25 protein-coding genes, 1 tRNA gene and 1 riboswitch are annotated in these 26,009 nt (G+C 63.4%); of the genes, 7 read left to right on the top strand and 19 right to left on the bottom strand.

What is annotated here, in order from left to right; all coding sequences use genetic code 11:
• Positions 1 to 118: 118 nt before the first annotated feature.
• A riboswitch (SAM riboswitch) is annotated at positions 119 to 197 on the top strand.
• A 43-nt stretch (positions 198 to 240) separates the two neighbouring features.
• Both shn_RS00580 and apaG read left to right on the top strand, forming a co-directional pair.
• The gene (locus shn_RS00580) at positions 241 to 1,425 is read left to right on the top strand and encodes an O-succinylhomoserine sulfhydrylase (RefSeq protein ID WP_064328706.1); all 1,185 of its coding nucleotides are present in this window, start codon (positions 241 to 243) and stop codon (positions 1,423 to 1,425) included.
• A gap of 126 nt (positions 1,426 to 1,551) precedes the next feature.
• Complete coding sequence (gene apaG / locus shn_RS00575; protein ID WP_023516605.1) at positions 1,552 to 1,944, top strand: Co2+/Mg2+ efflux protein ApaG; 393 nt, start codon at positions 1,552 to 1,554, stop codon at positions 1,942 to 1,944.
• A 184-nt stretch (positions 1,945 to 2,128) separates the two neighbouring features.
• On the opposite strand, the gene shn_RS00570 is transcribed toward apaG, so the two are convergent.
• The 3 genes from shn_RS00570 to shn_RS00560 form a co-directional block, all read right to left on the bottom strand.
• Positions 2,129 to 3,121 carry an Hsp33 family molecular chaperone gene (locus shn_RS00570; RefSeq protein WP_064332375.1) on the bottom strand — a complete coding sequence of 331 codons (993 nt, stop codon included), beginning with the start codon at positions 3,119 to 3,121 and terminating at the stop codon, positions 2,129 to 2,131.
• Positions 3,122 to 3,322: 201 nt separating this feature from the next.
• Positions 3,323 to 4,234, bottom strand: coding sequence for an ornithine carbamoyltransferase (gene argF / locus shn_RS00565; RefSeq protein WP_064328705.1), 912 nt, complete (start codon positions 4,232 to 4,234; stop codon positions 3,323 to 3,325).
• Between the two features lie 27 nt (positions 4,235 to 4,261).
• Positions 4,262 to 5,452 (bottom strand): aspartate aminotransferase family protein, encoded by a 1,191-nt coding sequence (locus shn_RS00560; RefSeq protein WP_064328704.1) that lies wholly within the window; start codon positions 5,450 to 5,452, stop codon positions 4,262 to 4,264.
• A 423-nt stretch (positions 5,453 to 5,875) separates the two neighbouring features.
• Here shn_RS00560 and shn_RS00555 point away from each other — a divergent pair, with 423 nt between their 5' ends.
• Positions 5,876 to 6,412 (top strand): GcrA family cell cycle regulator, encoded by a 537-nt coding sequence (locus shn_RS00555; RefSeq protein ID WP_064328703.1) that lies wholly within the window; start codon positions 5,876 to 5,878, stop codon positions 6,410 to 6,412.
• Between the two features lie 291 nt (positions 6,413 to 6,703).
• On the opposite strand, the gene phoB is transcribed toward shn_RS00555, so the two are convergent.
• The 7 genes from phoB to phoR all read right to left on the bottom strand — a co-directional run bounded on the left by phoB (position 6,704) and on the right by phoR (position 14,513).
• Complete coding sequence (gene phoB / locus shn_RS00550) at positions 6,704 to 7,387, bottom strand: phosphate regulon transcriptional regulator PhoB (RefSeq protein WP_064328702.1); 684 nt, start codon at positions 7,385 to 7,387, stop codon at positions 6,704 to 6,706.
• A 19-nt stretch (positions 7,388 to 7,406) separates the two neighbouring features.
• Positions 7,407 to 8,135 carry a phosphate signaling complex protein PhoU gene (gene phoU / locus shn_RS00545; RefSeq protein WP_064328701.1) on the bottom strand — a complete coding sequence of 243 codons (729 nt, stop codon included), beginning with the start codon at positions 8,133 to 8,135 and terminating at the stop codon, positions 7,407 to 7,409.
• A gap of 48 nt (positions 8,136 to 8,183) precedes the next feature.
• Entirely contained in the window at positions 8,184 to 8,999 is an 816-nt protein-coding gene (gene pstB / locus shn_RS00540) for a phosphate ABC transporter ATP-binding protein PstB (protein WP_064328700.1), read from the bottom strand.
• 13 nt (positions 9,000 to 9,012) lie between these two features.
• A complete protein-coding gene (gene pstA / locus shn_RS00535) occupies positions 9,013 to 10,341 on the bottom strand; it encodes a phosphate ABC transporter permease PstA (protein ID WP_064328699.1) in 1,329 nt (442 codons plus the stop codon).
• The gene (gene pstC / locus shn_RS00530) at positions 10,338 to 11,822 is read right to left on the bottom strand and encodes a phosphate ABC transporter permease subunit PstC (RefSeq protein ID WP_064328698.1); all 1,485 of its coding nucleotides are present in this window, start codon (positions 11,820 to 11,822) and stop codon (positions 10,338 to 10,340) included. The genes pstA and pstC overlap by 4 nt, the downstream gene beginning before the upstream one ends.
• Before the next feature lie 171 nt (positions 11,823 to 11,993).
• Positions 11,994 to 13,028 carry a substrate-binding domain-containing protein gene (locus shn_RS00525; protein ID WP_064328697.1) on the bottom strand — a complete coding sequence of 345 codons (1,035 nt, stop codon included), beginning with the start codon at positions 13,026 to 13,028 and terminating at the stop codon, positions 11,994 to 11,996.
• Between the two features lie 189 nt (positions 13,029 to 13,217).
• A complete protein-coding gene (phoR, locus tag shn_RS00520; protein ID WP_084438239.1) occupies positions 13,218 to 14,513 on the bottom strand; it encodes a phosphate regulon sensor histidine kinase PhoR in 1,296 nt (431 codons plus the stop codon).
• Positions 14,514 to 14,659: 146 nt separating this feature from the next.
• On the opposite strand from phoR, the gene ppk2 reads away from it, so the two are divergent.
• The gene (gene ppk2 / locus shn_RS00515; protein WP_064328696.1) at positions 14,660 to 15,541 is read left to right on the top strand and encodes a polyphosphate kinase 2; all 882 of its coding nucleotides are present in this window, start codon (positions 14,660 to 14,662) and stop codon (positions 15,539 to 15,541) included.
• A gap of 12 nt (positions 15,542 to 15,553) precedes the next feature.
• Here ppk2 and shn_RS00510 read toward each other — a convergent pair whose 3' ends face one another.
• Complete coding sequence (locus tag shn_RS00510) at positions 15,554 to 16,717, bottom strand: hypothetical protein (RefSeq protein WP_064328695.1); 1,164 nt, start codon at positions 16,715 to 16,717, stop codon at positions 15,554 to 15,556.
• A gap of 712 nt (positions 16,718 to 17,429) precedes the next feature.
• Between shn_RS00510 and shn_RS00505 the strand changes: the two genes are divergently transcribed.
• The 3 genes from shn_RS00505 (at position 17,430) to shn_RS37560 (ending at position 19,398) form a co-directional block, all read left to right on the top strand.
• Complete coding sequence (locus shn_RS00505; RefSeq protein WP_064328694.1) at positions 17,430 to 18,392, top strand: nitronate monooxygenase family protein; 963 nt, start codon at positions 17,430 to 17,432, stop codon at positions 18,390 to 18,392.
• A 259-nt stretch (positions 18,393 to 18,651) separates the two neighbouring features.
• Positions 18,652 to 18,727 (top strand) — tRNA-Thr (locus shn_RS00500).
• A 176-nt stretch (positions 18,728 to 18,903) separates the two neighbouring features.
• On the top strand, positions 18,904 to 19,398 hold the full coding sequence (locus tag shn_RS37560; RefSeq protein ID WP_371328583.1) for a helix-turn-helix domain-containing protein: 495 nt from the start codon (positions 18,904 to 18,906) through the stop codon (positions 19,396 to 19,398).
• A gap of 353 nt (positions 19,399 to 19,751) precedes the next feature.
• On the opposite strand, the gene shn_RS00495 is transcribed toward shn_RS37560, so the two are convergent.
• From shn_RS00495 to shn_RS00460, 8 genes are all read right to left on the bottom strand, one after another.
• On the bottom strand, positions 19,752 to 20,210 hold the full coding sequence (locus shn_RS00495; RefSeq protein ID WP_064328693.1) for a hypothetical protein: 459 nt from the start codon (positions 20,208 to 20,210) through the stop codon (positions 19,752 to 19,754).
• Positions 20,211 to 20,243: 33 nt separating this feature from the next.
• A protein-coding gene (locus tag shn_RS00490) for an IS3 family transposase (protein WP_145925838.1) occupies positions 20,244 to 21,463 on the bottom strand; the annotation gives its coding sequence in 2 pieces (ribosomal slippage) (positions 20,244 to 21,127 and positions 21,127 to 21,463; 1,221 coding nt in all).
• Between the two features lie 70 nt (positions 21,464 to 21,533).
• Complete coding sequence (locus shn_RS00480; protein WP_064328690.1) at positions 21,534 to 21,881, bottom strand: STAS-like domain-containing protein; 348 nt, start codon at positions 21,879 to 21,881, stop codon at positions 21,534 to 21,536.
• Positions 21,878 to 22,591, bottom strand: coding sequence for a hypothetical protein (locus tag shn_RS00475; RefSeq protein ID WP_064328689.1), 714 nt, complete (start codon positions 22,589 to 22,591; stop codon positions 21,878 to 21,880). Before shn_RS00475 ends, shn_RS00480 begins: the two co-directional genes overlap by 4 nt.
• Before the next feature lie 230 nt (positions 22,592 to 22,821).
• Positions 22,822 to 22,941: a DUF5681 domain-containing protein gene (locus shn_RS37555; RefSeq protein ID WP_371328582.1), complete on the bottom strand. Its 120-nt coding sequence runs from the start codon at positions 22,939 to 22,941 to the stop codon at positions 22,822 to 22,824.
• Positions 22,942 to 22,970: 29 nt separating this feature from the next.
• Positions 22,971 to 25,496, bottom strand: coding sequence for a DnaB-like helicase C-terminal domain-containing protein (locus tag shn_RS00470; protein ID WP_064328688.1), 2,526 nt, complete (start codon positions 25,494 to 25,496; stop codon positions 22,971 to 22,973).
• On the bottom strand, positions 25,497 to 25,793 hold the full coding sequence (locus tag shn_RS00465; protein WP_064328687.1) for a hypothetical protein: 297 nt from the start codon (positions 25,791 to 25,793) through the stop codon (positions 25,497 to 25,499).
• Positions 25,790 to 26,008, bottom strand: a complete 219-nt coding sequence (locus shn_RS00460) for a hypothetical protein (RefSeq protein ID WP_064328686.1) — start codon at positions 26,006 to 26,008, stop codon at positions 25,790 to 25,792. The genes shn_RS00465 and shn_RS00460 overlap by 4 nt, the downstream gene beginning before the upstream one ends.
• Position 26,009 lies beyond the last annotated feature (1 nt).

Here is a 26,009-nt window from a genome sequence, read left to right as displayed (position 1 = left end):
GTCTGCTTTCGTATCGTTTCTTCCGAAAACCGATGCCCACATTTCGGAACAATACCCGGAAGGCCCGCACAAAACCAAATGCCGCCAATTGACGCAAGCGCGGGGGCGCAGTATTAGCAGATTATCCCGTGGTGATTTGGCCGGCCGGCTTGCAGCCACGTAAAACAAGTAGCTAAAAAGGCCGGGTTCGAAACCGGCCTGCTTTTGCGGCCGGTTTTTTTGTTTGAAGGCGACGATCACATGAGCAAGTCCTGGCGCCCCGCCACCCAACTCGTTCACGGCGGAACCACCCGCTCCCAGCACGGCGAAACCGCCGAAGCCATCTTCCTGACGCAAGGCTTCGTCTACGACACCTCGGCGGCGGCCGAAGCCCGCTTCAAGGGCGAGACGGACGGCTTCATCTACGCCCGCTACGGCAGCCCGACCAACGACATGTTCGAAAAGCGCATGTGCATGCTGGAAGGCGCCGAGGATGCGCGCGCCACCGCGTCCGGCATGGCCGCCGTCTCCGCCGCGATCCTCTGCCAGCTCAAGGCCGGTGACCATATCGTCGCCGCCCGCGCGCTCTTCGGCTCCTGCCGCTGGGTGGTCGAGACGCTCGCGCCGAAATACGGCATCGAATGCACGCTGATCGACGGCCGCGACCTTGCCAACTGGGAAAAGGCGATCCGGAAGAACACCAAGGTCTTCTTCCTCGAAAGCCCGACAAACCCGACGCTGGAAGTGATCGACATCGCCGGTGTCGCCAAGCTCGCGAACCAGATCGGCGCCAAGGTCGTCGTCGACAACGTCTTCGCGACGCCGCTCTTCCAGAAGCCGCTGGAGCTCGGTGCCCATGTCGTCGTCTACTCGGCCACCAAGCATATCGACGGCCAGGGCCGCTGCCTCGGCGGCGTGGTGCTTTCCGACAAGGCGTGGATCGACGAGAACCTGCACGACTATTTCCGCCATACGGGCCCGGCCATGTCGCCGTTCAATGCCTGGACGCTGCTGAAGGGCATCGAGACGCTGCCGCTGCGCGTCAAGCAGCAGACGGAGAATGCCAGCCGCATCGCGGACTTCCTCGCCGACCGGAATGAGGTCGCCCGCGTGATCTATCCGGGCCGCAAGGACCATCCGCAGGCCGACATCATCGCCAAGCAGATGACGGGCGGCTCGACGCTCGTCTGCTTCGAGCTGAAGGGCGGCAAGGACGCAGCCTTCGCGCTGCAGGATGCGCTTGAGGTCGTGAAGATCTCCAACAATCTCGGCGACGCCAAGAGCCTCATCACCCATCCGGCGACGACGACGCACAAGAACCTGACGGACGAGGCACGCGCCGAGCTCGGCATTTCGGCCGGCACCGTGCGCCTTTCGGCCGGCATCGAGGACAGCGAGGACCTCATCGAGGATTTTGCCCGCGCGCTCTCCAGCATCAAGTCCTGAGCCCTTCGCCGTACCGATGGACAAATGCGGAAGCACCGGCCGGGGAGGCCGGTGCTTTCTTTGCTTATCCTTGACGAAACCACATTCGTGTAGAATAGCAGAAGCTAATCAGTTCAAGGCTTGCCCATGTATCGTGCGCTGACCCGCGACATCGAAGTGACCGTAGAGCCGTATTATCTGGCCGACCAGTCCGATCCCGACGACAGCCGCTATGTGTGGGGATACCGGGTGGTCATCGCGAACCATTCCGATGTCGCCGTGCGGCTGATGACGCGCTACTGGCACATTACCGACCAGAACGGCCAGGTCGACGAGGTGAACGGACCCGGCGTCATCGGCGAGCAGCCGGTGCTACGCCCCGGCGACACCTACGAATATTCCTCCGGCTGCCCGCTCGAAACACCCTCGGGCATCATGTTCGGCCGCTACCGCATGGAAGCGGAGAACGGCGAGGCGTTCGATGTGGCGATACCGGCGTTCTCGCTCGATACGCCGGGGCAGGCGCGCACGCTCAACTGAGGGCGGCAAGAATTATCCCTCATCCGGCCTGCCGGCCACCTTCTCCCCGCAAGCGGGGCGAAGGGACCAGACCGCATCGTTTTCCTGACATCGTTGTCGTGGATGAAGACCGGAGCCTTGCATCCTTCCCTTCTCCCCGCTTGCGGGGAGAAGGTGGCGGCAGCCGGATGAGGGGCGAGGCCCCTTACTGCGGCAGGACTTCCGCCGCTTCGAAGCGGTAGGTCGTCGAGCAGAATTCGCAGGTGACCGCGATTTCGCCCTTGTCATCCGCCGTATGCGCGATCTCCTCCGCGCTGAGGCCGGCCAGGACGCCCTTCAGCTTCTCGCGCGAACAGGAGCAGCGGTCGAAGACCTGCTGCGGCTGGTAGACGCGCACGCCCCGCTCATGGAAGAGGCGGAACAGCAGCCGTTCGGTGCCGACATTGGGATCCGTCAGCTCGTCCGCGTCGATCGTCTCGACCATGGCCTTGGCTTCGGCCCAGTTGTCGTCATCGGCGATCTTGTGGCCGGCCTCCTCGCCGTCGCCGCCCGGAAGGTCGGCCTGGCGCATGCGCTCCGGCGCCTGCGGCAGGAACTGCGCGACCATGCCGCCCGCGCGCCAGCGATGACGCGCCTTGCCGGCGGCATCGCGGTCGTAGAGTTCGGCGACGCCGAGGCGCACCTTGGTCGGGATTTGCTCCGACTGGCGGAAATAGACGCCGGCGATCTCCTCCAGCGTATGGCCGTCGAGCGGCACGATGCCCTGGTAGCGCTGGGTATGCGCGCCCTGGTCGATGGTGAAGGCGAGAATGCCCTTGCCCAGAAGCTCGTGCGGCTCCGTCGCGCCGGCCGCAATCGCGGCATCGAGCGCGGCCTGGTCGAAGCGGGCATAGGCGCGCACGTTCTCCGGCGCCGCGAAATCGGCCACCAGCAGGTCGACGGGGCCGTCGCCCTTGGTCTGGACGATCAGCTTGCCCTCGAATTTCAGCGAGGTGCCGAGCAGCACGGTGAGCGTGATCGCCTCGGCCAGCAGCCGGGCGACGGGCGCGGGATAATCGTGCCGGCCGAGAATGCCGTCGAGCATCGGGCCGAGCTGCACGGCGCGACCGCGCACGTCGAGACCCTCCACCTGGAACGGCAGGACATGATCATCGCCGGCAAAGCCGGGTTCGCCGAGTTTCAGGGCATTTTCCGCCATCATCATCATTCTGCTCCTTGCACGCTTCGGCGCCGCCGAGGCCGTGGGCCCGGCCTGCTTCCGACAGGCGTTCTACCGTGATATTGCGCTCGCTCTTTCCCGATCATTCCATACCGGGCGGGCATGCGCCAGAAAAAGCGCCGTATGGCGCTCCGTGATGGCCCCTAGATCGTGCCGGCGACGGCGTTTTTCAAGGCGGCGTCAGACGACGCCGAAGCACCAGGCCAGGATCGACTTCTGCGCATGGAGGCGGTTCTCCGCCTCGTCGAAGACCACGGACTGCGGGCCGTCGATCACCTCGTCGGTCACTTCCTCGCCGCGATGGGCGGGCAGGCAGTGCATGAAGAGCGCATCCTTGTCGGCGCGCGCCATCAATTGCCTGTTGACCTGGTAGGGCTGGAAGATGTTGTGGCCGCGGGCGCGGTGCTCCTGGTTCATCGAGACCCAGGTATCGGTGACGACGAGATCGACGCCGTCGACGATGGCGTCCGGATCATGGCCGAGCAGGATGTTGCCGCCATTGTCGCGCGCCCAGTTCAGGATCTTGTCGTCGGGCTCCGAGCCCATCGGCACGGCCATCTTCATCGTATAGCCGAAGCGGGCGGAGCCCTCGACGAAGGAATGCAGCACATTGTTGCCGTCGCCCGTCCAGGCGAAGGTCTTGCCCTTCGTGGAACCGCGATGCTCCTCGAAGGTCATGATGTCGGCCATGATCTGGCAGGGATGGGTAAGGTCCGTCAGCGCGTTGATGACGGGCACGGTGGCGTGTTCGGCAAGCTCCAGCAGGCGGGCATGGTCCGTCGTGCGGATCATGATGGCATCGACATAGCGCGAGAGGACCCTGGCCGTGTCGCCGATCGTCTCGGCGCGGCCGAGCTGCATTTCCGTGCCCGACAGGAACAGCGTCTCGCCGCCGAGCTGGCGCATGCCGACATCGAAGGAGACGCGGGTTCGCGTGGAGGGCTTCTCGAAGATCATCGCGAGCATCTTGCCGGCGAGCGGCCTGGCTTCGGTGCCGGCCTTGCTGGCGGCCTTGCGCGTGTGCGCATCGTCCATGATGACGCGGAGATCGCTTTCCGAAACGGCGGAAAGGTCGAGAAAATGCTTGGCCATGATGTGTCCTGTCTGTCCGTTCGCTGCTTACGCGGCCTTGGCGGCCGTGAGTTTTTCCGCGGCGCGCTCGATGCGGGCAAGCCCCTCGCGTGCCTCTTCCGCGGTCACGGTCAGCGGCGGCAGCAGCCGCAGCACGTTGTCGCCCGCCGGCACGGCCAGCAGGTTTTCCGCCCGCACGCCCTTCAGGAGGTCGGCGACCGGGATCTTCGCCTTGATGCCGAGCATCAGGCCCTCGCCGCGAATATCCTCGATGATGTCGGGGAAACGATCCTTCAGCGCGGCAAGGCCCTGGCGGAAAACGAGCGCGACATCGCGCACATGCTCAAGGAAGCCGTCCTCCAGCACCACGTCGAGCACGGCATTGCCGACGGCCATGGCGAGCGGGTTGCCGCCATAGGTCGAGCCGTGCGTGCCGGCGACCATGCCGGCCGCCGCCTCGTTCGTGGCAAGGCAGGCGCCGAGCGGGAAGCCGCCGCCGATCCCCTTGGCGATCGCCATGATGTCAGGCGTGACCCCGGCCCATTCATGGGCGAAGAGGCGTCCCGTGCGGCCGACGCCTGTCTGCACTTCGTCGAGGATGAGCAGCAGGCCGTATTCGTCGCAGAGCTGGCGCAGCTCCTGCATGAACTCCTTCGACACCGGACGCAGCCCGCCCTCGCCCTGCACCGGCTCGATCAGGATGCCGGCCGTTTCCTCGGTGATCGCATCCTTGACGGCCGTGATATCGCCGAAGGGAACCTTGAGGAAGCCCGGCGCCTTGGGGCCGAAGCCCTCGATATACTTCTCCTGCCCGCCGGCGGCGATCGTCGCGATCGTGCGGCCGTGGAAGGCGCCTTCGAAGGTGATGATGTGGAACTTGCCGGGATGGCCCTTGGCGAAATGGTAGCGCCGGGCCGTCTTGATCGCGCATTCCAGCGCCTCGGCGCCCGAATTGGTGAAGAACACCTTGTCGGCGAAGGTGGCCTCCGTCAGCCGGCGGCCGAGGCTTTCCTGGCCCGGGACCTCGTAGAGGTTCGACAGGTGCCAGACCTTGTCGGCCTGGTCCTTCAGCGCGGCGACGAGATGGGGATGCGCATGGCCCAGCGAATTGACGGCGACGCCGGCGGCAAAATCGAGATATCGCTCGCCATCTTCGGCGATCAGCCACACGCCCTCCCCGCGCGTGAACCTGAGCGGCGCACGCATGTAGGTTTCATAGAGCGGCGCGACATCGGCCATGCGCGGATCCTCCGAAAAGAGATGCGGAAAAACAGGAATGCGGCTTGACTTTTCCGGGCTTCAGAAAAACCAAAAGCCGCCTTTCGGCGGCATGCCGCACTATCGGCATTTCATCTTGGGATGTCAACAAAATCGCACCCGAAATGGCGCTGAACATCCCGCAAGGTGAGGATTCACGGCGCACGCGGAAGGTGTCGCTATCGAGTCACACCTGACCAGCAAGTTGGGGAAAACTCCGAAATCGATTCGCCCGGATTCCGGCGACTCTTGTCACAGAGTCCACCGGTCTCTAGGTTAAGGACCAATTACTAGACTGCATGCGGCGGAACTAGTCACCAAAAGAGTTAGGGCGTTCAGGTTCCGGACCCGTCCGGAGCACGACGAGGGATTCCTGCATCCTGGACGCCGAGCGGAGACGAAAACATGAACTGGACAGACGAGCGCGTCGAGAAACTCAAGAAGCTCTGGAGCGAGGGCTTGAGCGCGAGCCAGATCGCGGCGCAGCTCGGCGGCGTCAGCCGCAACGCCGTCATCGGCAAGGTGCACCGGCTGAACCTGCCCGGCCGCGCCAAGGCCGGCGGCACCCAGACCGCGGCACGCCCGAAGCGTCCGGCGCCGGCGACGCCGCGCCCGTCGAATTTCGCGGCCCGTCCCGTCGCTGCCCGGCCCGTCGCCCGGCCGGCCGACAACACGCTTCCCAAGGAAGAGATCGACGTCGATTTCGAAATGCAGGCCGAGACCCTTCCGGTTCCGGCCAACGGCAACAGCGTGGTCGTGCCGATGTCGCGCCGGCTGGAGCTGACCCAGCTCACCGAGCGCACCTGCAAATGGCCGATCGGCGATCCGCTCAACGACGACTTCCACTTCTGCGGCAACGAATCCCCCGACAATTCCCCCTACTGCACCTACCACCAGCGCCTCGCCTACCAGCCCTCGGCCGAGCGGCGGCGGATGCGGTAATCTTTTCCACGGCAGGACATGCGATGCGGGCCCGAGAGGGTCCGTTTTCGTTTGTGAGGCGAGCGCCCCTCATCCGCCTGCCGGCACCTTCTCCCCGCAAGCGGGGCGAAGGGGTATGCCGATCCGGTTTCCAGAAACTTACTGGGAAGCGAGGGAGCGAGGCCTCGCCCCATCCCCTTCTCCCCGCTTGCGGGGAGAAGGTCGCGGCAGCGGGATGAGGGGCGTTCGCATCCCAAAACGCAAACAGGCCCCTGAGGGCCCATTTCCGTCCTTGGGAGGAAACCCGTTCGCTCAGGCCTCCAGCGAATAGCCGGCGCCGCGCACCGTGCGGATGACATCCTGCATGTTGGCGAAGTTGAGCGCCTTGCGCAGGCGGCCGACATGCACGTCGACGGTCCGCTCATCGACATAGATATCATGGCCCCAGACGCCATCGAGAAGCTGCGAGCGCGAGAAGACGCGGCCGGGCGAGGTCATCAGGAACTCCAGGAGGCGGAATTCCGTCGGGCCGAGGCGGACCTCGCGGGTGCGGCGGTGGACGCGGTGCGTCTCGCGGTCGAGCTCGATATCGCCGCAGCGCAGCACCGTCGAGACGACCTCGGGCTTGGCCCGGCGCAGCATCGCCCGCACGCGGGCGACGAGTTCCGGCGTCGAAAAGGGTTTCACGACATAATCGTCCGCGCCGGTGGCAAGGCCGCGCACGCGCTCGCTCTCCTCGCCGCGCGCCGTCAGCATGATGATCGGCAGGCGTTCGGTTTCCGGGCGCTGGCGCAGGCGCCGGCACAGTTCGATGCCGGAAACGCCTGGAAGCATCCAGTCGAGGATGAGGAGGTCAGGCATGCGCTCCTGCAAACGCATCTCGGCCTCGTCACCGTTCAGGATCGTATCGACCTCGAAACCTTCCGCTTCCAGATTGTAGCGCAGGAGGACGCTGAGGGCCTCCTCGTCTTCCACGACGGCAATTCTGGGCACCATGGAGTTGAACCTGCTCTCTTTACTCGGACGCGTCGGCGAGGCCGGCCGCGACGACGGAGGTCGAAGTGTCGTCCTTCGGGCGTTCGCCCTCCGGCTGCGATCCGGTCGCCATGTAGTAGATGGTCTCGGCGATGTTGGTCGCGTGGTCGCCGATGCGCTCGATGTTCTTGGCGCAGAACAGGAGGTGCGTGCAGGGCGTGATGTTGCGCGGGTCTTCCATCATGTAGGTGAGAAGTTCGCGGAACAGCGAGGTGTAGATCGCGTCGATCTCGTCGTCACGTTCGCGGATCGCCTTGGCCTTGTCCACCGATCGGGTGGCATAGACGTCGAGCACTTCCTTGAGCTGCATCAGCGCGAGTTCGGCGAGGTGTTCGAGACCGCGGGCAAGCTTGCGGGGCATGCCCGAGCTCTGCACGGCGATGACGCGCTTGGCAGTGTTCTTGCCGAGGTCGCCGACGCGCTCCAGCTCGGCCGCGATGCGGATCGCGCCCATGATCTCGCGCAGGTCCGCGGCCATCGGCTGGCGCTTGGCGATGGTGACGATCGCCTTGTCGTTGATCTGGCGCTCGGCATTGTCGAGGATGACGTCCTCGGAAATGACCTTCTGGGCCAGAGCCGCATCCGTCGTGACGAGGGCGCGGACCGAGTCCGCCACCATCTGCTCGGCCGTACCGCCCATTTCGGAGATGCGGCGGGAGAGATATTTCAGTTCTTCGTCGTAAATCGAGACAATATGGGTCGATGACATGGTTCTGTCCTTAATGCGCGCGGGTTTTCACGGATTCGGCGACAGCCGTCAGCCGAAGCGGCCCATGATGTAGTCCTGCGTGCGCTGGTCATCCGGGTTGGTGAACATCTTGTCGGTGTCGTTCTCCTCGACGAGGTTGCCGAGGTGGAACATGGCGGTGCGCTGCGAGACGCGGGCCGCCTGCTGCATCGAGTGCGTCACGATTACGATGGTGAAGTTGGCGCGCAGCTCGTGGATCAGCTCCTCGACCTTGGCGGTCGCGATCGGGTCGAGCGCCGAACAGGGCTCGTCCATCAGGATGACCTCCGGGCTGACGGCGACGGCTCGAGCGATGCACAGGCGCTGCTGCTGGCCGCCGGAAAGGCCGGTACCGCCCTCCTGCAGGCGATCCTTCACCTCGTTCCAGAGGCCGGCCTTCTGAAGGCTCTGCTCGACGATGGCGTCCATGTCGGCCTTCGCCTTGGCAAGGCCATGAATGCGCGGACCGTAGGCGACGTTCTCGTAGATCGACTTGGGGAACGGGTTCGGCTTCTGGAACACCATGCCGACGCGGGCGCGCAGTTCCACGACGTCGATCGCCGGATCGTAGATATCGTCCGTGTCGAGCGTGATGCGGCCGGTGACGCGGCAGCCGTCGATCGTGTCGTTCATGCGGTTCAGCGTGCGCAGGAACGTCGACTTGCCGCAGCCGGACGGACCGATGAGCGCCGTCACGGTGTTTTCGCGCACATTGAGGTTGACGTCGTAAAGGGCGCGCTTCTCGCCGTAATAAACCGAGACGTCCTTGCCGATCATCTTGTAGGAAATGTCGTTCATTTTCTTGTCCAGCGCTTTCTCGACTGCTGCTTCTGACATCATGTTCATATGATCGGTCCTTCTACCAGCGCCGTTCGAAACGGCGGCGCAACAGGATTGCACCAACATTCATGAGGATGAGGAAGATGAGGAGCACGATGATGGCTCCCGAGGTGCGCTCCACGAAGGCGCGCTCGGCCTCGTTCGCCCACATGTAGATCTGCACCGGAAGGGCCGTTGCCGGATCCATCGGCGTTGCCGGAACGTCGGCGACGAAGGCGACCATGCCGATGAGGAGCAGCGGCGCGGTTTCGCCGAGCGCATGTGCAAGGCCGATGATCGTGCCCGTCAGGATGCCGGGCATGGCGAGCGGCAGGACATGGTGGAACACCGTCTGCATCTTCGATGCGCCAAGGCCGAGGGCGGCCGAACGGATCGACGGCGGCACGGCTTTCAGGGCAGCGCGGGTCGCGATGATGATCGTCGGCAGCGTCATGAGGGTCAGCACCAGGCCGCCGACCAGGGCCGCCGAGCGCGGGAAGCCCGCAAAGTTGACGAAGACGGCAAGGCCCAGGAGGCCGTAGACGATGGACGGCACGGCGGCGAGGTTGTTGATGTTCACCTCGATGAGGTCGGTGAAGCGGTTCTTCGGGGCGAACTCTTCCAGGTAGATCGAGGCGGCCACGCCGATCGGCAAGGACAGCACGAGCACGATCAGCATCATGTAGAGCGAGCCGATGAGCGCGACGCCGACGCCGGCGGCTTCCGGACGGCTCGATGCGCCGTTGACGAAGAGGCCGGTGTTGAAGTGCTTGGAAAGCGCACCGCTTTCGGCGAGCTGGTTCATCCAGCCGATCTGCCTGTCGGAGATCTTGCGGTCCTTTTCCGGCACGTCGAGGTTGATCTGGCCCTTGAAGGCCGAATCGAGGTCACCGTGCGCAAGGAAGGTCACCGGCTGCGTGGTGCCGATGATCGCGGGGTTGGCGGTGACGAGGTTGCGGAGCTGGACGCGGACGCTGTCCGAGATCATGCCGTTGACCTCGCGCATGGCGGCGCGGTCGTCCGCGGCAACGCCCAGCACCCTGGCCAGCGCATCGCGGGCGACGACCGGATAATTGGCCGAAACCAGCTTCTGCGGGTTGGTCGCGCGTTCGTTGTCCTTGTCGATGATCTGCTCCGAGAACTCCACCGGGATGGTGATCATCGACTGCTGGAAGGCGGTGTAGCCCTTGGAGACCACCGAGAACAGCAGAAGGAACAGGAAGAGGAGGCCGAAGGCGATCGCGGCCATGCCGTAGAGGCGGAAGCGGCGTTCGGCGGCGTAGCGGCCACGCAGGCCGATATCGCGGCGTTCGGGCCTGGAGGCAGCGCCTAGGGCGGCCATCGAGGGGCTCGTGGAGACCTGGCTCATTCGTACTGCTCCCGGTATTTGCGCACGATGTAGAGGGCGTAGATGTTGAGGCAAAGCGTGATGACGAACAGCGTGATGCCGAGCGCGAAGGCCACCAGCGTCTGAGGCGAGGTGAATTCGAGATCGCCCGTCAACTGGTTGACGATCTTGACCGTCACCGTCGTCATCGGCTCGAAGGGATTGAGTTGCATGCGGGCGGCAACGCCGGCGGCAAGCACCACGATCATGGTTTCGCCGACGGCGCGCGAAGCGGTCATCAGCAGTGCGCCGACGATGCCCGGCAGGGCGGCCGGCAGGATGACGCGCTTGATCGTTTCCGAACGCGTCGCGCCGAGGCCGAGCGAACCGTCACGCAGGGCGCGCGGCACGGCGGTGATGATGTCGTCCGACAGCGAGGAGACGTAGGGGATCAGCATGATGCCCATGACGAAACCGGCGGTCAGGACGCTCTGCGCCTGGATGAAGCTCGAATAATTGCCGGTGACGAGGCCGCTCAGTTGGGCGGAGATGTCGCGCAGGAACGGGCCGACCGTCACGAGGGCGAAGAAACCGTAGACGATGGTCGGGATGCCGGCGAGCACTTCGAGCAGCGGCTTGGCGACCGAGCGGACGTGGCGCGAGGCGTATTCCGACATGTAGATGGCGGCGAAGAGGCCGACCGGCACGGCGACCAGCATGGCGACCAGGCCGATATAGAGCGTGCCGGCGAGCAGCGGGATCAGGCCGAACTGGCCGGACGAATCCGTCGCGCCGGCGGCGGCGAAGCGCGGATCCCAGACCGTGCCGAAGAAGAACTCCCCGGCCGGGACCGCGTTGAAGAAGTGGACCGCTTCCGTCAGCATCGACGCGACGATGCCGACCGTCGTCAGGATGGCGATCGAGGAGGCGCCGATCAGCGCCACCAGCATCACGCCTTCGACGCGGTTGCGGGCCCGGAAACGCGGCGCGATCGACCGGTAGGCGAGCGCGCCGCCGGCGACGGCGATGATCAGCGCCAGGATCGACCGGAACGTGCTGCTCGCCGTCGTCATGCGGTTGAGATCATCGGCGGCCTTCAGCATGTAGGGCGCCGGATCGGCTGCGAGCGGCACGCCCTTGGCAGCCAGGACCGTGCGGGCGGTCGTGCCGTCGGCATAAAGCGCCGTGCGCTCTTCGGGCGTCAGCAGCGACAGGCCGCGGGAGATGGCGCCGATCATGTTGTAGTTGAGGTTCTGCGTCGCCTGCGACTCGGCCTTCACCTCGTCGGGGAAGCCGTCGCGCACCGTCGAACTGATGTAGATCGGGCTCGCGACGAGCCAGACCAGCAGCGCGAGGACTGCGGGCAGCATCGCCCATATGGCGACGAAGGATCCGTAGTAACCCGGCCGGGAATGCAGGCTGGAAAGTTTGCCGCCGGCAAGCGCGCTGGCGCGCTGGCTTCCGACCAGATAGCCCGCCACGCCGATCACGGCGACGATGAGCAGAAGAAGGGAAATACTCATTTAGGAAATTCTCCCGGCGAGATCATCCGCCCTGGGCGTGCCTACCGCTCGCCCCGACCGTTCGACAAGGCGCCCCATTCCCGGTCGAAGAACATGACATGGGCGAAAACCGCCCGAAAGGGAGCGGCCGGCGCGGCATCTCCCGAAAGACACCGCGCCGGCCCAAGCCAATTACATGATCTTGCCGTCGACGAAGGCCTTGCGGACCTCTTCGCGCTCTGCGTCCGGAGCCGCTACGAGGCCGTATTCAACCAGCGGGGAGTCCGGGCCGATCATGTCGTCGCTCGTGAAGAACTCGACATATTCCTTGAGGCCCGGAATAACGCCGAGATGCGCCTTCTTGACGTAGAAATACAGCGGGCGCGAAACCGGGTATTCGCCGGAAGCGATCGATTCGGCGGTCGGAACGACGCCGCTGACGGTGGCGACCTTCAGCTTGTCTGCGTTGTTTTCGTAGAAGGAGAGGCCGAACACGCCGATGCCGGACTTGTTGGCGGCGATGCGGGCGAGCGTTTCGGTGTAGTCGCCGTCGATGTCGACAGCCAGACCGTCCTTACGAACGGCTACGCACTTGGAAAGCTGGTCCTTGGCGTCGGCAAAAGCGGCCTTGATGACGTCCTGGGCGCCCGCGTCCTTGCAGCCGTGAGCGAGGATCTTCTCTTCGAAGACTTCGCGCGTGCCGTGCTTGGAGCCCGGGATGTAGGCGGCGATTTCGGCGTCCGGCAGCGACGGGTTGATTTCCGTCCACTTCTTGTAGGGATTGGCAACGAGCTTGCCGTCGATGACGACCTCGGCGGCGAGCGCCTGGTAGAGATCCTTCGGCTCGAGCTTCAGGTCGGCATTGCCGGAATCGGTGGCGAACACGATGCCGTCATAGCCGATCTTGATTTCCTGGATCTCGGTCACGCCGGCTGCCTTGCAGGCCTCGACTTCGTCACCCTTGATCTGGCGCGACGCATTGGCGATGTCGATGGTGTCCGGGCCGACGCCCTTGCAGAATTCCTTCAGGCCGCCACCCGTGCCGCCGGATTCGACGATCGGGGTCTTGAAGTCGGGGAAGGTCTCGCCGAACGTCTCCGCGACGATCTTGGCATAGGGAAGAACGGTGGACGAGCCGGCGATCTGGACCTGGTCACGCGCAACGGCAACGCCTGCGAATGCGGCGGAAGCAACGAGCGCCGCAACAGTGAGCTTAAGAGATTTCATCTGGGTTCTCCCGAAGAGGACATGTGTGGGAAGCGCTGTTCTCGCGCTCTCTGCCGTTGACCGGCGGCCCTTCTCTAAACCCCGATCGCCCTTCCTTTTATGTCAGTTTGACGAAACATTTGTGACACATCAAACAATTGAAATTGCTTGTCTATTTTTATCAGGACGACAGGAGCGTCGTCCTTTGTGTCAGAATTTGACGGTAAAGACCGTGCCCTTGCCCACCTCGGACTTCACCACGAGGCGCGCCCGGTGGCGGGTGAGGATGTGCTTGACGATGGCAAGGCCGAGGCCCGTGCCCTTCTTGGACCGGCTCGCTTCCACGTTAACCCGATAGAAACGTTCGGTGATGCGCGGCACATGCTCGGGAGGAATGCCCGGCCCGTAATCGGTGACGTTGAGCTCGACGGGCGCTCCCCCGCCGCCGGAGAGCACCACATCCACCCGCTTGCCCTCCTGACCGTACTTGCAGGCGTTCTCGATCAGGTTCTCGAAGACCTCGACCAGCTCGTCCCGGTCGCCGGGAACCGTGACGGGATGGCGCGGCACATCGAGCACGACCTCCACGCCGAGATCGGAGGCGAGCGGCTGCAGGCTGTCGCGCACATGGCCGAGAAGCGGCACGAGATCGATGGTCTGGTCCGGCGTGAGATTGGAGCGCAGTTCGAGGCGCGAGAGCGACAGCAGGTCGTCGACCAGGCGGCTCATGCGCGTCGCCTGCTCATGCATGATGCCGAGGAAGCGCTCATGCGCCTTCACATCGTTCTTTGCCGGCCCCTGCAGGGTCTCGATGAAGCCGCGCAGCGAGGCGAGCGGCGTGCGCAGTTCATGGCTGGCATTGGCGACGAAGTCGGAGCGCATGCGATCGATGCGGCGGGCCTGCGAGACATCCCGGAAGGTCAGCAGCCAGAGGGGTTCGCTCGTCCTTTCGGCGAGAGGGGCGATGCGCACGACATAGACGGTCTCCGACGGCAGACGCTCGGCATGTTCAGTCTCGCGCGGCTGGCCGCTGGCGATCGCATCGCGCACCATGTCGAGGATGCCGGGCGCGCGGATGCGGCCGGCAAGGTCGCTGCCCCGCGGGATCACGCCGAAGATCGCCTCGGCCGCGCGATTCTGCAGCTTGACCGTCTCGCGGCCCGAAAGCAGCAGGGCGGGCGCATCCAGCGCACCGAGAACCGCGGCGATGGCGGAAAGATCGTCGACGGGCGGGACGGCGGGCTGAACCTCCGGCACCGGCGCGGCGGAGGTCGCCATGGTCCGGCCGCCGGTTTCCACCATGCGCCGCTCCGTGCGCAAGAGGCCGGCAACGACGAGCAGGAGGACGGCGAAGGACACCCAGCCGAGATGCAGGCCCGCAAGCCACATCATGAAGCCGACGAAGACGGCCGAGGCGATCAGCACCCGCTCGCCCCACAGTTGCGCCGCCAGCCAGCCGAGACCCGTCCGCTGATCCGCCACCGCCACCCATTCCCTCGCAAGCATCCTATCCTCCGCGACCTCCATCGATTCTCCATGGATAGCGCGGCTTCATGACATGTTTTTCACGGCGCGCTTGAATTCGCAATCCGGTTGTGGCCACCTGCGGCGATACGGCGACAGCCGCGCCCAGTTAGTTCAAGGAGTAGACAATGGCGGAAAAGGTCGAAAGCCGGGCCGTGGAACTCGATATCCAAGGCAAGAAGCGGGTATTCGATATCGACGATCCGAAGCTGCCCGACTGGATCGAGGAGAAGGCTTTCAAGTCCGACGACTATCCCTACGACAAGAAACTCGACAACAAGGAATACGAAAAGACGCTGAAGCTGCTGCAGATCGAGCTGGTCAAGGTGCAGTTCTGGCAGCAGAAGACCGGCAAGCGCGTGATGGCGGTGTTCGAGGGGCGGGATGCGGCCGGCAAGGGCGGCGCGATCCACGCCACCATGTCCTACATGAACCCGCGCTCCGCCCGTATCGTCGCGCTGACGAAACCGACCGAGACCGAGCGCGGCCAATGGTATTTCCAGCGTTATGTCGCGACCTTTCCGACAGCGGGCGAATTCGTGCTGTTCGACCGCTCCTGGTACAACCGCGCCGGCGTCGAGCCGGTCATGGGCTTCTGCACGCCGGAAGAGTATGAAAAATTCCTCAAGGCAACGCCGCGCTTCGAGAAGATGATCGTCGCCGAGGATATCCAGCTCTTCAAGTTCTGGCTCAATATCGGTCGGGAAATGCAGCTGAAACGCTTCCACGATCGCCGGCACGATCCGCTCAAGGTCTGGAAACTCTCGCCGATGGACATCGCCGCACTCAACAAGTGGGGCGACTATACCGAAAAGCGCGACCGCATGCTGAAGGAGACCCATACGGACCACGCGCCCTGGACCGTGGTGCGCGGCAACGACAAGCGCCGCGCCCGCCTCAACCTCATCCGCCACATCCTCATGACGCTCGACTATGAAGGCAAGGACGAGAAGGCGATCGGCGAGATCGACAGGAAGATCGTCGGCGCGGGGCCGGGCTTCGTCAAATAGGCAGCGGCAGGCTCATTCGCCCGGCAGGATGCGGACGGCATAGAGGTTCACGCTCGCATCCCCGCCGGTGATGTCGCTGTTGAGCAGCAGCTTGCCCGGCTCGCTCGGCGAGAGCGAGCCTTCGAATTCCACCTGGAACAGGATGTCGGTACGCTCCGACACCGTGAAACGATGGCGTCCGCAGCCGCCCATCGTCCCGAAATCGCATTCGACGGTCACCTGGACGGGCTTGTCGCCGACCGCCTGCAGCGTCATGGCGATCGTCGAGGTCTTGCCGCCCATTTCGCCGAGGATCGCGGGCGAGACCGCGATCTCGACCGCGCCGTCGCGCTCGGGATTGGTGGAGGTGACGCGCACCGCCGGGCCTTCGTTCGTGCTCACCGCCTCGAAACGGCCGGCCGGCCCCGCCGAGAGCTTTGCCGTCTCGGCAGGCGCGAAGACGGCACGCCAGTCGGCGGTGAAGCGGCTCTGCGTGTCGAGCGCCTTCTTGATCGGATCCTCGCCGGAAAAGTCCTCGCCCGAAACCGTCGCGGGCGGCGTGGAATTGTCCGCACCGCTTCGCAAATCCTCGAGCAGGCCGCTCGTCCGCACCCACCAGGCCAGCGCCCCGAAGGCGGCGATCAGCGTGGCGACGACCAGCAGGAAGGAGAACAGCCGGCCGCGGCGCTTGCGCGGCTTGGCCGCCCGTTCAGGCCTGAAATCTGCGGCTTCCGCCGCAGCCGCGGCATTGGCGGCGGAAGCCGGCCGCTTGCCGCCCTTGCCAAAGCCGTCGGCGCGTTCGGGCCGGATGGCCCCGATATCGCTGCTCGCTGGCCGTTCGGCCTCCATGCGCCGTTCCGTCCCGCCGCGCGGCTCGGCGTCGAGCGTCGGCTCCGGCCGGACGTCGCGTTCGGCGCGCATCACCGGCTCCGGCCGCGCTTCGACGACCGGGTCCACGCGTGTCTCGTGGCTGGGCGTGGCGACGAGCCCGGCGCGCTCTTCCGCCTCGATCTGGTGAATGGTCGCTTCCAGCCGGTGGCGCTGGGCGGCGATCGTCTCGGGATCGCGGATATCCTGCTTGCGCAGGCCCGCTTCAAGCGCATTGCGCGCCGACTGGTAGATGCGCGCCCGAACCTCGGCATTGGCGCGTTCGGAGCGCGCCAGCGCGTTTCTGATTGCCGTTTCCAGTCCGCTCACATCCGACCCTTCTGCGGGAACCGCCCAACATGCGGCGAAGATACACCTGTGGAAAGAGCCCTACTTTCCGGCTTTCGTTAGCTTTTGCGTAACGTTTGCCGGGAATTTGCGCAAGCCTTCCGGCCGAAACTGTCCCCGCTTGGCCGGGGATAAGCGCCGCGGCAGGCAGCTTCCTGGAGGCGGGCGATAACCTGCGCCCCTGCTTGCCGCCGTCCTTTCCCGCGGGAAGCAGGATCACATACGCAACCGGGAAGCGCGCCCAGCTGCTCCCCTACCGAACAGAAAGTGGCAGCGGGATGGAGGAACCGCAGGCGAAACATGGCCGCCTGCCGTGCTCCTCTTTCCCCGGCGGAGGAAAAACGACGGGGGGGTGCCATATTCGATTGCCCTCCTCCGATGGGAAGGGGTCTTAAGCCACAGGCACTTGTCCTGATCCTCGAATACGCCTATCCGCCTGCTGCGCCCGAGCATTTCCCTGCTACACCGCGCTTACCTTCACCCCATCGCCAGCCGGCTCCGGCGCGTCCTTGCGCCGAACAGCATCCATCCTTCTGTTTTCATGAGATAATGGCGCGGGCCATCGCACGCGCCTCTAAAAAAACCTCAAAGCCATCATCGCAAGCATCGCCCCACGCCCCCTTTTCAGCGAAGGCGCCCGCTGTTATGGTTTTGACGTTTTCGTAAACGTCAAAACCATAACAGGACGTCCCTCATGGCCCTGCCCGCGATCCTCAAGGACAAGCTGCGCCTGCCCGTCGTCGGCGCGCCGCTCTTCATCGTCTCCCATCCCGCGCTGACCCTTGCACAATGCAAGGCCGGTGTCATCGGCGCTTTCCCGGCGCTGAATGCGCGCCCGGAATCCCAGCTCGACGAGTGGCTGGCGGAGATCACGGAGGGCCTTGCCGCGCACGACGCAAAGAACCCCGATCGTCCCGCCGCCCCCTTCGCCGTCAACCAGATCGTCCACCGCTCCAACAAGCGGCTGGAGCATGACCTGGCGATGTGCGTGAAATACAAGGTGCCTGTCGTCATCTCCTCGCTCGGCGCCGTGCCGGAGGTGAATGCGGCGATCCATTCCTACGGCGGCATCGTGCTGCACGACGTCATCAACAACCGCCACGCCCATTCGGCCATCCGCAAGGGCGCGGACGGCCTGATCGCGGTCGCCGCCGGCGCAGGCGGCCATGCCGGCACGCTCTCGCCCTTCGCACTGGTGCAGGAGATCCGCGAATGGTTCGACGGCCCCCTCCTGCTTTCCGGCGCGATCGCGACGGGCGACGCCATCCTCGCAGCCGAGGCGATGGGCGCCGACATGGCCTATATCGGCTCGCCCTTCATCGCGACGAGCGAGGCGCGCGCCAGCGAAGCCTACAAGCAGATGATCGTCGACAGCGCGAGCGCCGACATCGTCTACTCCAACTATTTCACCGGCATCCACGGCAACTACCTGAAACCCTCGATCACCGCCGCCGGCCTCGACCCCGACCACCTGCCCGAGGCCGACCCGTCAAAGATGGATTTCGACAAGGCAACGACGGGCGCGAAGGCCTGGAAGGACATCTGGGGCTGCGGCCAGGGGATCGGCGCCGTGAAAGCCGTCGCCCCGGTCGAGGACCTCATCGCCCGGCTGGAACGCGAGTATCGCGCCGCCAAAGCCCGGATCCTCCCTGCCTGACCCTCTGATTTCGCTGCAACGCACGGGAAAAATGCGGAAGTTGAAACTCCCCGCTTGAAATCTCTTCCCATTGCGGTTATCAGCGCACCCATTCCGGTCCCGACACGCTTCGGGATCCGGCAAGGGCCGCTTTAGCTCAGTCGGTAGAGCACATCATTCGTAATTACCGGGTCCGCTCGGGAATGATGTTCAAAGCCAGTGGGTTGGTGGGAATGAGAATAAAATAGTAGGGCGATAGTAGTTGCCCTGCGCTTGGTATGCCGCTTTAGCTCAGTTGGTAGAGCACGTCATTCGTAATGACGGGGTCACGTGTTCGAGTCACGTAAGCGGCACCATTCTTTTTCTCGAAATGCTGGTTTCTCAGGCGCTACAGCGAGAGAACGGGATTTCGGTCCACCTTTTAGCCCACCTTTGCGAGCGCGGTAGGAAGCTGTTCACGGTTTCGTTATCGGTCACTTCCCCTTCGCTGGACCGCTCCATGATATGCTTTTAACAGCAGAAGGAGAAAACCATGGCTCTTTCAGCATTTGGGCGATGGTCGGCGGAGGAAATTTGCGCCGCCGCGGATATTGCCCGCGAGAAAGGCGTTACGATTAATCTCAGCGCCGACGGCTCGATTTCGATCGGACGGCATGAAACTAGAACCGAGATACCGGCATCAAATCACACCGAAAGCACGCCGCAAGCGATGCCCGCTGTGTTCTCACCTGCCTCACTCGCTGAGCGCTGGAATTGTTCCGAGAGACACATCCGAAACCTAATGCGGACCAATCATCTACCTTACTTCCGACTAAGCGGGAAATTGATGCGTATACGAGCCGAAGAGGTTGAGCGACTAGAACGCTTAGCTGAACCTGGCTCACCCCCTAAGCAGTTGCCATCGTTTCACGCGCCGAGACAGACGGACACCAGGATACCAGATGCGTTGCGAGCCGAAATAGCCCTGGCAGCGGCAAGGAAGTCCGCTCGGGATTTGCGGGAAACAACGAAAAAGACTAGGCGTTGAGCCTACGTACTCTCTTAGGGTCGGGGCGCAAAAGCGAGGGTTCCTCGACATCAATTCCGGCGGCGTAGGCTGTCGCCGGCAGAGCGTGCTTCGCAGACGGCGCGGCGGAAAGCGATCTATCTGGAGCTCCATCCGGAAACGGCGCATGGCGGGGATCGAAGCAAGTCGCAAAGTTTGCGACTTGAAAATGAGGCGGAGCGTTTCACCGCAAGCACGTCTGCGGCGACTGGCCAGTCCGAGCGCCTTGTGCAGCTGAACGCAGAGCGCGGAGCGAAGGTAATCCCAGAGGTGATTGATATGATCACCGGCACCAAGCTCGATACCGGCACCTACCTCGACAAGCTCAAGCGCCTTTACAGCTTTCTGCGATTGACAAGGGCGGCGTGCGCCAGTCGGTACGCGGCAATCTCAATCTCGCGGATACGCCCTGCGTCCGCTTTGCGCGATTGGCCACCAAAATTGCCAAAAGTGCAGGACACATCAAGCCGGTTTATAAACATGTCCATTTCCCAAAGCAGTTTCTCCTTTGGCTTGAATAGGGCTTCGGCCAGCTCAGAGACGAAGGTTAAGCGGCCTACGATGGCACCCTCGGTTATTTTGTCGCGAGGCATCTCTGCATCATGAGACCAGTAGGCGGTCGCTAAGTCTCTCACCTCAAACGTTACGCGCTCTATAGCCGCCAAATCGGCGTCGTAGCGTGCCTCGCGCTGTGTTGAATGATCAAAAAATCTGGCAATTAACCGTTCGCCTGCGCTTGTAAGCAGAGCGACACCTGCGCCAACGAGAGCAGGGAGCGCAATTTCCCATGTCATCAATTGGAGTTGCCCCCAAAAGACCGGACATGCTCAGGTTTGAGATTGCGAGCTGATGAACTCGCGCGGTGATTGATATCCTAAAGCACTGTGCGGGTGAAGATTGTTGTAGTGCTCGAACCAGAGCGGCAGTTGCGCGATGACGGTTTCGGCATCCGGGGTGGGGTTCACCGCGACGTAGTCGCGCTTGAAGGTTTTGACGAAGGCCTCGGCCATGCCGTTCGATTGCGGGCTGCGCACGGGCGTCGTGCACGGCTCCATGCCGATGTCGCGGAGCAAGGATGCGGTATCCCTGGCGACGAAGCACGAACCGTTGTCGGTGAGCCATTCGATGGGCTCGGACAACATGTTGATGCGACCGAAGCGGTTCTCGACGGCGGTGATCACGAGGTCCTGCACGTCCTGGCTCTTGATGCCCTCCGTGGTGGCGACATGGGCGATTGCCTCACGGTCGCAGCAGTCGAGGGCGAAGGCGACACGGACCTTCTCCTTGTTGTCGCAGCCGATCTCGAAGCCGTCCGAGCACCATCGGATGTTGGAGCGTTCGACAGCGACCTGACCATCGTGGCGGCGATCATCGACCGCTCCGGTGTGGCGCACCAGAAGCAGGTTGTGCAGCTTCATGACCCGATAGACGCGCTTGGCGTTGGGCCACGAACGCCCGTCTTTCCGGGCATTCCGGCGCAGGATGGCATGGACCCGCCGATAGCCGTAGGTGGGCATGTCGGCAATGACGGCCCTGATTTCTTCCACCAGCTCCCGATCCGGGAGTGGCGGCCGTCCTCTGGCTCTGGAAGCGGAACCCGTGGCACGCGCAGCGATATTCGAGCGGGCGACACCCAAGGTTTCGCAGATGGTCTTCATTCCAAAATCCCTCTCGGCAGAGAGATCGAGCGCAACATCCGTTTTTTTGGGCCACCGGCGATTTCGAGGGCTTCCTTGAGGATTTCGCTCTCCATCGTCTTCTTGCCCAGCAGGCGTTGCAACTCCTTAACCTGGGCCTGAAGCGCCCGGTATTCGGATGCCGGAACGACCTCCTCTTCGGCGGCCGTCGCCGTCAGTGCTCCCTGGGATGCCAGCTTGCGCCAGGCGAACAACTGGTTCGGCTGGATGCCGTGCCGACGCGCGACGATGCTCACCGTTGCGTCCGCCTCGTAGGTCTCTTGAATGATCGCCAGCTTCTCTGCCGTGCTCCAGCGCCGCCGACGTTCCGGCCCGGAGAGAACTTCCATCTTAAAATTGCTACCAGTCATATTACCAACATTACTCCTACCCACTTAGCTAAGTGGGGGAGCATGTCCGGGCCTTTCGGGGGCTAATTCATCAATGACCTCGCGTCCGAGCTCCCTCAGGAGAGGCCTTGCGTATGAAGTCCTCAACTAAGAGGATGAAGCGCCCGAACCCCGGTTGGGTGGCCACAAAGTGAAAAGCCGCCAGCACCTGCTCCGGTGTGAACCCCTCGTTACGGACCAGGCCAGCAAAGGCCTCGTCTAGAAATGAAGAGGGATAGCCGGCGGCGCCATCCAGAACAACATCCGCTGTTTTCCCCTCTCGTATGATGGGCAGGAGGAACTTTTCACGGAATGTCGTCCCATTACCTTTTCCATCTTCCGGGTAACGACCGCCCGGGTATGGCGTGTAATCGCGCGCGATGTTGATGCTGGTTGTCATTGTTTTGATCGCTTCTCGTGATTGCCTACCGGTATGCGCCACTCAATCAGCGTGCCACCGATATGGAGTGTTTCATCCTTCTTCTCAATGCGTCCGCCGTGATGATATAGGACGGAGCCGGTTCCGCTCAATATGCGAACGCTGGACCCTGGCGTTGTTTCGACAGCGCGGATGACATCTTGTAGTCCCTTCCCATGACCGCCTTGTAAAGAGGTCCGGTCCATCTCTATCGCCGCCTCAATTAGATTTGAAGCATCCTTCAACCCGGTAGCCAAATCGCCCAGTGTCTCGGCGATTGTAGCACGCAATTTCTCCCAGCCCGACCACTTTGGCAGGGTGTTCGGAATGCCCACCCCCTGATCGTAGACCAAAAACTTAACAACCTCTTCTTCCGAGTTAAAGCTGGCCGTTGCCCACCACCCTTTTATGATTGGCTGGAACTCATACTCAAAATCCTCGGGGTAGGCGTGAAGTTTTGCGTTATAGGCCGCTTCGACAAGCGCGCCGTACACTGATGGGTCTTGCTGAAGGATTTCCGCCACGGCACTAAGTTTTTGCATGGTCTTTTGAAGTAGCTCTTGGTCGAGTTCCGTGCTTGAAATCATTTGTAGAACCGTCACTTCGTCGGAAAGTATCTCGACTTGCAGCCGTCGCGGAATGTCAACTTTGAGCAACTTGAAAAAGCCGAGGCCTGCCAGCAGCCGCCTCACCTTCGGGTTCCAGTCGTAGACGTTCTGCGCACGAAGACCAGGTCCACGTTGAGCTCGCCACCTATGGATTTCGGCGGCTAGAACCAGTGCCCCAGCGAGGGTAATCTCTTTGATCGTGGAAAGATCCAGAAAGATTTGCGGCGGCTTCCGGCTGCGCCTCGATGCCGGCGCTGACCGGCCCCTCTACAACGCCCATGCCGGCCGTCTTTGGCTGAGACAGGAGATCCACATCAACGGTCCTCAAGCGCCACCAGCGCCTTTGAACGGGAACCGGCGCGGCGCCCGCCTGGATTGCCTGACCGCCCGCGCTTGAACCGAGTATCCTTCGACTGTTCTTTTTCCGTCGTCATGCCCTGTTATTTCCCTGTTTTGGCAGGCTTCAGCGGGCGCCGACCGGCACCGTGATTTCCAACGGCACCTTGTCGGCGTCACCGTTGCGCTGCCCTCTCCATCGGGAGGCGGGAGTGTTCGGGGTTTGCCCGAGCGTGCCTTCAAGGATGTAGCGGATAGCCGCCGCCTTATCGGCCTCGGAGAGGTTCATGCGCTCCAAGCCGATGAGGTCTTTCATGAGCCTGCCGGTAGCTCCGGAACGGTCCGAGCGTAGGGCATCCATGACGCCGCTGATTTCAGCGTCACCCATGCCGCCGAAGGTGCTGAGGCGCTGCGCAATCCACTGGTGCGTTTGATTGCCGCCGCCGAGCCGAGCCGCTTTCTTCTGGCGCTCGCCATCGTCCTGAACCGTTCCCGCCGTGGCAACGGGCACGCGACGATAAAGCTCCGTCAGCCGATCAAGCGCGCCGCTTTTGACGTTCTTCGGCATCTGCTGCAACAGGAGCTTGGCGCGCGCCGGGTTCAAAAGGGCGTCGGCAAGGATATCATCGACGCTCTGGAAACCGGCCTCGCGAAGGGCTGACGCCATCTTCCCACCCACCGCGGACACGATGCTGCCGCCCGTCGCATACGCCCCCAGGATCCGAGAAAGAACCGAGCCGGCCGCATCGCTCTTGGCAGCGGCGTAGATATCCTGGGCGGTGTTGCTGCTGCCGGGAATGCGTACTGCAAAAATCGAGCGGTTCGACCGGCGAATGTCGGCGGCAATGTTCTGGATGGTCCGGATTTCATCATCGGTGAAGCCGGCGGATCGCAGCGCACCCACCTTTTCCTTCACGAACGTCTGGAAGGCCTCGCCCCTGATGAGGGACTGACCGCTGGTCCCGGCCTCGGTATTGCCGACAAACCGGTTGAGAATGTGGTCCACCACTGCACGGCGAAGCCCGGCCCGCGCCTCCGGGTCGCCCCGCGTGGCAAGGTTCAGCTTCATCATCTCCGAACCAGCATCCTGCCGGGCAAAGACGTTGCCGATCTGCCTGACGACGGCTTCACCGCTGTCTGCGTTCATCACCTTGCCCAGGCGGCTGCGCTGCGCCGCGTCCGTCATGAGGCGCTGGCGACGGGCGGCCGCGGCAATCTCCGCGTTCGACGCCTTGGCGGCATCCTTGCCAATTCGAGCGGCCGCCTCCGTCCGGTCGGCAAGACCGCGCGCGGACATCCGTTGCTTGGCGATGATGAATTCGAGTTTGTTCTGGCAGGCCGCAAGCTTCTCCATGCGGTCGGCCTCGTCGTCGGCGTTCCTGCCCTTGGCCTTGCCGAGATAGTAGGCCTCGCGGAACAGGAAGATGACCGTATCGGCGTCCTGTTCGATCGACCCGCTTTCCCGCAGATCGGAGAGCATCGGGCGCTTGTCGTCCCGGCTCTCGACCTGGCGCGACAGCTGCGAGAGCGCCAGCACCGCCACATTGTATTCACGGGCGAGATTGCGCAGGCCGGCCGATATCTCGGTGATTTCCGCCGTGCGGTTGCCCTGATAGCGGGACGAGGCCGCGATGAGCTGGAGATAGTCCACCGCCAGCACCTTCAGCGGCGTGCCGGCCCGCTCGGCATTCTCGGCCATGCGATCCACCTTGGCGCGGATCTCGGGCATGGACAGGCCGGAAGCATCCTCGATCATCAACGGAAGCGCATCCAGCTTGCGTTGCGCCAGGACGATCCTTTCGAAATCGGCTTCGCTGACGCGACCGGTCAAGAGGTCGGCATAGGCGATCGAACCATGTTCGTTGAAGGCAATGTCGGTCAGGGCACGCAAGGCTAAGGAGCGTGCGGCCATCTCCAGCGAGATAAATCCTACACCGGCACCGGCCTGCGCCGCCTGGATGGCGATGGAGAGGGCGACGGCCGTTTTGCCCATAGACGGGCGAGCGCCGATGATGGTCATCTCCCCCGCCTGTATTCCACCCGTGGCGCGGTTTACGTCGGTGAGGCCCCACGTGGTGCCCGTGAGGCCGCCGCCCTGCTTCATGGCTTCAGACACTGCCGAGACAGCATTCTCCGAAGCCTCGCCGATGCTGAAGAGCGTCTTGCGGTGCTTGCCGCGCCGCAAGTTGGACGCCACATCGTCGAAGGTCTGGGCCGCGGTGCGAATGATATCCGCCGGGCTGGTGCCCGGATCAGCGGCGGCGAGCAGCACGCGTTCGGCCTCGCGCCCCAACGAGAAGCGCGCCCACTGGTGCATCATGGCGGGAACGCTGTCCTTCAGGCCGGCGGCGCCGCGGACGGTGCCCCCGACCAGGCGGGCGAGGTATTCCGGCACGGGAATGCCGAGCTGCTTTTCTACCCCCTCCATGTCGACGGTCGCGGCCAGCACATTGCGGACGAGATCCAGCCGGACGGACCTATACTGGTCTGCCGCCTGCTTCATGCTGGCGAACAAATCGCGGTGGAAGGGTTCAATGAAGTGTCCCGGCTCCAAAGAGCCGGGTACGTGCTTGACGTCACCGGAGAGGAGAAGGGCGCCAAGCACCTCCTGCTCCAGTTCAGGGATATAGCTGGCATCGAGAGCGGCGCTCATTTAAGCGGCTTCCTGCTGATCGGAGGCGCGCAGGACTTCCACGTTGGAGCGCAGAACATACCGAGCGTGGGTGCCGGCGAACGGGCCGCCGTGGTTCTCGTGGACGGTCTCGATGAGGAAGCCGAAACCGCGCAGCTTGAAGACGTAATGGCTCCAGCGCGGGCCGGGATGATCGATCGGAGTACACCCGGCCGTGCCGGCATTGATGAGATTGCGAAGGGCCCAGGCATCGCGGCCGATGACCGTCATCGGCTTGCCATCGGGAAGAATGCGGGCGGTGATGGTGAGCTTTTTCATGCTGCCGTACCTCCAAGGCCGGAGAGCTGGCAGACGGTCAGGGCGTGGAAATACGACACGCCGAAACGACGCATGACGGAGTGGGCCGCCAGCATTTCAGATTGAGTTTTATGGGTGTTTTCGGTAAGGTCCAGATTGTCGACGCTGCTGTGAAACGCTTTGACATTCTGGACCCGGTTGGCGCCTGCTCGCGCCGCCGGGTTCTTCGTTTTCATG

This window comes from Shinella sp. HZN7 (assembly GCF_001652565.1).
GTDB lineage: Bacteria > Pseudomonadota > Alphaproteobacteria > Rhizobiales > Rhizobiaceae > Shinella > Shinella granuli.
The sequence above is the reverse complement of the archived record's forward strand: the minus strand, read 5'-3'. Positions and strand labels throughout refer to the sequence as shown.

What these genes read in the sequence shown, in the direction of transcription:
- pstB (WP_064328700.1), bottom strand. Translation starts at nt 8,999, where the DNA reads ATGAACATGATGTCAGAAGCAGCAGTCGAGAAAGCGCTGGACAAGAAA.
- phoB (WP_064328702.1), bottom strand. Translation starts at nt 7,387, where the DNA reads ATGGTGCCCAGAATTGCCGTCGTGGAAGACGAGGAGGCCCTCAGCGTC.
- shn_RS00570 (WP_064332375.1), bottom strand. Translation starts at nt 3,121, where the DNA reads ATGGCGGAAAATGCCCTGAAACTCGGCGAACCCGGCTTTGCCGGCGAT.
- shn_RS00555 (WP_064328703.1), top strand. Translation starts at nt 5,876, where the DNA reads ATGAACTGGACAGACGAGCGCGTCGAGAAACTCAAGAAGCTCTGGAGC.
- shn_RS37555 (WP_371328582.1), bottom strand. Translation starts at nt 22,941, where the DNA reads ATGACGACGGAAAAAGAACAGTCGAAGGATACTCGGTTCAAGCGCGGG.
- phoU (WP_064328701.1), bottom strand. Translation starts at nt 8,135, where the DNA reads ATGTCATCGACCCATATTGTCTCGATTTACGACGAAGAACTGAAATAT.
- pstA (WP_064328699.1), bottom strand. Translation starts at nt 10,341, where the DNA reads ATGAGCCAGGTCTCCACGAGCCCCTCGATGGCCGCCCTAGGCGCTGCC.
- shn_RS00460 (WP_064328686.1), bottom strand. Translation starts at nt 26,008, where the DNA reads ATGAAAACGAAGAACCCGGCGGCGCGAGCAGGCGCCAACCGGGTCCAG.
- shn_RS00470 (WP_064328688.1), bottom strand. Translation starts at nt 25,496, where the DNA reads ATGAGCGCCGCTCTCGATGCCAGCTATATCCCTGAACTGGAGCAGGAG.
- phoR (WP_084438239.1), bottom strand. Translation starts at nt 14,513, where the DNA reads ATGCTTGCGAGGGAATGGGTGGCGGTGGCGGATCAGCGGACGGGTCTC.
- shn_RS00580 (WP_064328706.1), top strand. Translation starts at nt 241, where the DNA reads ATGAGCAAGTCCTGGCGCCCCGCCACCCAACTCGTTCACGGCGGAACC.
- shn_RS00465 (WP_064328687.1), bottom strand. Translation starts at nt 25,793, where the DNA reads ATGAAAAAGCTCACCATCACCGCCCGCATTCTTCCCGATGGCAAGCCG.
- shn_RS00480 (WP_064328690.1), bottom strand. Translation starts at nt 21,881, where the DNA reads ATGACAACCAGCATCAACATCGCGCGCGATTACACGCCATACCCGGGC.
- shn_RS00560 (WP_064328704.1), bottom strand. Translation starts at nt 5,452, where the DNA reads ATGGCCGATGTCGCGCCGCTCTATGAAACCTACATGCGTGCGCCGCTC.
- pstC (WP_064328698.1), bottom strand. Translation starts at nt 11,822, where the DNA reads ATGAGTATTTCCCTTCTTCTGCTCATCGTCGCCGTGATCGGCGTGGCG.
- shn_RS00495 (WP_064328693.1), bottom strand. Translation starts at nt 20,210, where the DNA reads ATGACATGGGAAATTGCGCTCCCTGCTCTCGTTGGCGCAGGTGTCGCT.
- apaG (WP_023516605.1), top strand. Translation starts at nt 1,552, where the DNA reads ATGTATCGTGCGCTGACCCGCGACATCGAAGTGACCGTAGAGCCGTAT.
- shn_RS37560 (WP_371328583.1), top strand. Translation starts at nt 18,904, where the DNA reads ATGGCTCTTTCAGCATTTGGGCGATGGTCGGCGGAGGAAATTTGCGCC.
- argF (WP_064328705.1), bottom strand. Translation starts at nt 4,234, where the DNA reads ATGGCCAAGCATTTTCTCGACCTTTCCGCCGTTTCGGAAAGCGATCTC.
- shn_RS00525 (WP_064328697.1), bottom strand. Translation starts at nt 13,028, where the DNA reads ATGAAATCTCTTAAGCTCACTGTTGCGGCGCTCGTTGCTTCCGCCGCA.
- ppk2 (WP_064328696.1), top strand. Translation starts at nt 14,660, where the DNA reads ATGGCGGAAAAGGTCGAAAGCCGGGCCGTGGAACTCGATATCCAAGGC.
- shn_RS00505 (WP_064328694.1), top strand. Translation starts at nt 17,430, where the DNA reads ATGGCCCTGCCCGCGATCCTCAAGGACAAGCTGCGCCTGCCCGTCGTC.